The organism is Geodermatophilus sp. SYSU D00779 (assembly GCF_054050595.1).
The window spans coordinates 1-5,568 of the sequence record NZ_JBJGZQ010000062.1 but is presented as its reverse complement, the minus strand read 5'-3'; the positions used below and the strand labels follow the sequence as shown (position 1 = coordinate 5,568).

At 60.9% G+C, this 5,568-nt stretch carries 3 rRNA genes; all 3 read left to right on the top strand.

The annotated features are described in order from the left end of the window. Window positions 1-131 precede the first annotated feature (131 nt). Window positions 132-1,654, top strand: a 16S ribosomal RNA gene (locus tag ACI79G_RS24820). Between the two features lie 536 nt (window positions 1,655-2,190). Continuing rightward, window positions 2,191-5,323 (top strand): 23S ribosomal RNA (locus tag ACI79G_RS24815). Between the two features lie 118 nt (window positions 5,324-5,441). After that, window positions 5,442-5,558: ribosomal RNA gene (gene rrf / locus ACI79G_RS24810) — 5S ribosomal RNA — on the top strand. The 16S, 23S and 5S rRNA genes sit together here, the layout of an rRNA operon. The last annotated feature ends 10 nt before the right edge of the window (window positions 5,559-5,568 follow it).

The following is a 5,568-nucleotide window of genomic DNA, read 5'->3' as shown; positions in this document are numbered from 1 at the left end:
GCGTCCGCTCCTTGAGAACTCAACAGCGTGCCGAAAGTCAGTGCCAAGCAAGTGACAACCCCTTTTGTGGGTTTCTTTGGGTTGATTGACGAGAGCGTCCAGTTCTCGGTTCTCGCCCGGATTCGAATTCATCTACGGAGAGTTTGATCCTGGCTCAGGACGAACGCTGGCGGCGTGCTTAACACATGCAAGTCGAACGGTGATCCTCGCTTGCGGGGTGATCAGTGGCGAACGGGTGAGTAACACGTGGGCAACCTGCCCCCGGCTCTGGGATAACTCCAAGAAATTGGGGCTAATACCGGATGTGACCGCTGGCCGCATGGTCTGGTGGTGGAAAGGGTTTCCGGCTGGGGATGGGCCCGCGGCCTATCAGCTTGTTGGTGGGGTAGTGGCCTACCAAGGCGACGACGGGTAGCCGGCCTGAGAGGGTGACCGGCCACACTGGGACTGAGACACGGCCCAGACTCCTACGGGAGGCAGCAGTGGGGAATATTGCGCAATGGGCGGAAGCCTGACGCAGCGACGCCGCGTGGGGGATGACGGCCTTCGGGTTGTAAACCTCTTTCAGCAGGGACGAAGCCTCACGGTGACGGTACCTGCAGAAGAAGCACCGGCCAACTACGTGCCAGCAGCCGCGGTAATACGTAGGGTGCAAGCGTTGTCCGGAATTATTGGGCGTAAAGAGCTCGTAGGCGGTTGGTCGCGTCGGCTGTGAAAACCCGGAGCTCAACTCCGGGCCTGCAGTCGATACGGGCCGACTTGAGTGTTGCAGGGGAGACTGGAATTCCTGGTGTAGCGGTGAAATGCGCAGATATCAGGAGGAACACCGGTGGCGAAGGCGGGTCTCTGGGCAACAACTGACGCTGAGGAGCGAAAGCGTGGGGAGCGAACAGGATTAGATACCCTGGTAGTCCACGCCGTAAACGTTGGGCGCTAGGTGTGGGGGCCATTCCACGGTCTCCGTGCCGCAGCTAACGCATTAAGCGCCCCGCCTGGGGAGTACGGCCGCAAGGCTAAAACTCAAAGGAATTGACGGGGGCCCGCACAAGCGGCGGAGCATGTTGCTTAATTCGATGCAACGCGAAGAACCTTACCTAGGCTTGACATGCACGGAAATCCCGCAGAGATGTGGGGTCCGTAAGGGCCGTGCACAGGTGGTGCATGGTTGTCGTCAGCTCGTGTCGTGAGATGTTGGGTTAAGTCCCGCAACGAGCGCAACCCTCGTTCCATGTTGCCAGCACGTGATGGTGGGGACTCATGGGAGACTGCCGGGGTCAACTCGGAGGAAGGTGGGGATGACGTCAAATCATCATGCCCCTTATGTCTAGGGCTGCAAACATGCTACAATGGCCGGTACAAAGGGCTGCGATACCGCGAGGTGGAGCGAATCCCAAAAAGCCGGTCTCAGTTCGGATTGGGGTCTGCAACTCGACCCCATGAAGTTGGAGTCGCTAGTAATCGCAGATCAGCAACGCTGCGGTGAATACGTTCCCGGGCCTTGTACACACCGCCCGTCACGTCACGAAAGTCGGTAACGCCCGAAGCCGGTGGCCCAACCCCTTGTGGGAGGGAGCCGTCGAAGGCGGGATCGGCGATTGGGACGAAGTCGTAACAAGGTAGCCGTACCGGAAGGTGCGGCTGGATCACCTCCTTTCTAAGGAGCACTGACCGGGCAGCCAGGAGCTGTCCGGTGCAGAGCCGCGCCCACGCCGGGGATCGGTGCCCATCTGCGGGTGCCGGCGAGTGTGTGGGGTGGTGCTCGAGGGTGGAACGCTGACCAGTTCGGCCGGTCTCTTCTGGCCGCTGCTAGTACGGCCCGCGTTCGCGGGCGAGGAACGTGGTGGGTGGGCAGGGCCGGTCGTAGGCACGCTGTTGGGTCCTGAGGGAGCGGACTCCTGCGGATGGACGGAATGTCCGCCGGTGGGGGTTGGTTGTCTCGGTCCGGGGCCGTTCGGGTCCTCGTACCACTCATCGTCGGCGGCGCGTGTTGTGCGTGCGGTCGGGTGGGGTTCGGCGGGGCGGGTCGGATGGTGGCCGGTTGGTCGTTGAGAACTGCACAGTGGACGCGAGCATCTTCTTTGATTGCAGGCCCGCGCGACGCGCCGGCTCGGTGCTGGTTCGGTCTGCCCTGCGGGGTGGGCGGATCGGGACTTGAGCGGGTGGGTTGTGTGGGGGTTGTTGTAGTTGTGTGGCCAAGTTGTTAAGGGCACACGGTGGATGCCTGGGCACCAGGAGCCGATGAAGGACGTAGGAGGCTGCGATAAGCCTCGGGGAGCTGCCAACCGAGCGTTGATCCGAGGATGTCCGAATGGGGGAACCCCGCACCAGTCATGTGGTGTGACCCGCGCCTGAACACATAGGGCGTGTGGAGGGAACGTGGGGAAGTGAAACATCTCAGTACCCACAGGAGAAGAAAACAACCGTGATTCCGTGAGTAGTGGCGAGCGAAAGCGGAGGAGGCTAAACCGTTTCCATGTGATACCCGGCAGGGGTTGTGGAGGCGGGGTCGTGGGACCGTTCAGCACACTCTGCCGGGTGTGCGGGGAGTGAGCAAGCGCTGTCGTTAGTGGAAGGCCTCTGGAAGGGGTCGCCGCAGAGGGTGAGAGCCCCGTACACGAAAACGCAGCGCCTCCCGAACGTGTTTCCCAAGTAGCACCGAGCCCGTGGAATTCGGTGTGAATCCGGCGGGACCACCCGCTAAGCCTGAATACTCCCTGGTGACCGATAGCGGACGAGTACCGTGAGGGAAAGGTGAAAAGTACCCCGGGAGGGGAGTGAAATAGTACCTGAAACCGTGTGCCTACAAGCCGTGAGAGCCGTGAAGCCGCACCTTCGGTGCGGGCGGTGATTGCGTGCCTTTTGAAGAATGAGCCTGCGAGTTAGTGGTACGTGGCGAGGTTAACCCGTGAGGGGTAGCCGTAGCGAAAGCGAGTCCGAACAGGGCGTGCCAGTCGCGTGCTCTAGACCCGAAGCCGAGTGATCTACCCATGGCCAGGTTGAAGCGCGGGTAAGACCGCGTGGAGGACCGAACCCACCAGGGTTGAAAACCTGGGGGATGAGCTGTGGGTAGGGGTGAAAGGCCAATCAAACTCGGTGATAGCTGGTTCTCCCCGAAATGCATTTAGGTGCAGCGTCGCGTGTTTCTTGCCGGAGGTAGAGCACTGGATGGCCGATGGGCCCCACAAGGTTACTGACGTCAACCAAACTCCGAATGCCGGTAAGTGAGAGCGCGGCAGTGAGACTGCGGGCGATAAGGTTCGTAGTCGAGAGGGAAACAGCCCAGATCATCGGCTAAGGCCCCTAAGCGTGTGCTAAGTGGAAAAGGATGTGGGATCGCAGAGACAACCAGGAGGTTGGCTTAGAAGCAGCCATCCTTGAAAGAGTGCGTAATAGCTCACTGGTCAAGTGGTTCCGCGCCGACAATGTAGCGGGGCTCAAGCACACCGCCGAAGCCGTGGCACTCCGCCGTATGCCCGCCGGTTCCTCTTCGGAGGGCCGGCCAGGTGGCGGGGTGGGTAGGGGAGCGTCGTGTGGCGGGTGAAGCGGCGGAGGGATCCAGCCGTGGACGCCACGCGAGTGAGAATGCAGGCATGAGTAGCGAGAGGGGAGTGAGAACCTCCCCCGCCGGAAGACCAAGGGTTCCTGGGCCAGGCTAATCCGCCCAGGGTGAGTCGGGACCTAAGGCGAGGCCGACAGGCGTAGTCGATGGACAACGGGTTGATATTCCCGTACCCGCGAAGGAACGCCCATGCTGAACCCAGTGATGCTGACCGCCCGAAGCCGGCCGATCCACTTGTGGAGAGGTCGGTGGAGCGCGGGACCCGAGCTGGTAGTAGGCAAGCGATGGGGTGACGCAGGAAGGTAGTCCTACCGGTGAGTGGTAGTACCGGTGCAAGGGTGTGGCCCGCGCCATAGGCAAATCCGTGGCGCACGAGGGTGAGGCCTGACGCATAGCCGATTGCGGTGAATGGGATGATCCTATGCTGCCGAGAAAAGCCTCTAGCGAGTTCCGAGCGGCCCGTACCCCAAACCAACTCAGGTGGTCAGGTAGAGAATACCGAGGCGATCGAGCGAACTGTGGTTAAGGAACTCGGCAAAATGCCCCCGTAACTTCGGGAGAAGGGGGGCCGTCTGCTGTCAACACCCGCGCGGTGGGCAGCGGTGGGCGGCCGCAGAGACCAGTGAGAAGCGACTGTTTACTAAAAACACAGGTCCGTGCGAAGTCGTAAGACGAGGTATACGGACTGACGCCTGCCCGGTGCTGGAACGTTAAGGGGACGGGTTAGCTCTTCGGGGCGAAGCTCAGAACTCAAGCGCCAGTAAACGGCGGTGGTAACTATAACCATCCTAAGGTAGCGAAATTCCTTGTCGGGTAAGTTCCGACCTGCACGAATGGCGTAACGACTTCTCAGCTGTCTCAACCACAGGCTCGGCGAAATTGCACTACGAGTAAAGATGCTCGTTACGCGCGGCAGGACGGAAAGACCCCGGGACCTTCACTACAGCTTGATATTGGTGTTCGGTTCGGCTTGTGTAGGATAGGTGGGAGACTGGGAAGCGGGCACGCCAGTGTTCGTGGAGTCGCCGTTGAAATACCACTCTGGTCGAATTGGATGTCTAACCTCGGTCCGTGATCCGGATCAGGAACAGTGTCAGGTGGGTAGTTTAACTGGGGCGGTTGCCTCCCAAAGGGTAACGGAGGCGCCCAAAGGTTCCCTCAGCCTGGTTGGCAATCAGGTGGCGAGTGCAAGTGCACAAGGGAGCTTGACTGCGAGACCGACGGGTCGAGCAGGAGCGAAAGCTGGGACTAGTGACCCGGCACCGGCATGTGGAAGCGGTGTCGCTCAACGGATAAAAGGTACCCCGGGGATAACAGGCTGATCTTCCCCAAGAGTCCATATCGACGGGATGGTTTGGCACCTCGATGTCGGCTCGTCGCATCCTGGGGCTGGAGTAGGTCCCAAGGGTTGGGCTGTTCGCCCATTAAAGCGGTACGCGAGCTGGGTTTAGAACGTCGTGAGACAGTTCGGTCCCTATCCGCCGTGCGCGTAAGAGACTTGCGAAGAGCTGTCCCTAGTACGAGAGGACCGGGACGGACGAACCTCTGGTGTGCCAGTTGTACCGCCAGGTGCACTGCTGGTTGGCTACGTTCGGCAGGGATAACCGCTGAAAGCATCTAAGCGGGAAGCTCGCTTCAAGATGAGGTCTCTCACCGGGACAACCGGGTAAGGCCCCCGCCCAGACCAGCGGGTTGATAGGCCGGAGGTGGAAGCACCGCGAGGTGTGGAGCTGACCGGTACTAACAGGCCGAGGGCTTGACCACACGACCACACCATCCCCCACACCGCGGGGCGGTCGAAGCAAGACACACGCGTCCACTGTGCGGTTCTGAACGCACCAACCCCGCCGTTCCCGGCGCGTGGTTGACAGGTGCACAGTGTTACGGCGGCCATGGCGAGAGGGAAACGCCCGGTACCATTCCGAACCCGGAAGCTAAGCCTCTCAGCGCCGATGGTACTGCTCCGGGAACGGAGTGGGAGAGTAGGACGCCGCCGGACAACTCCTCCA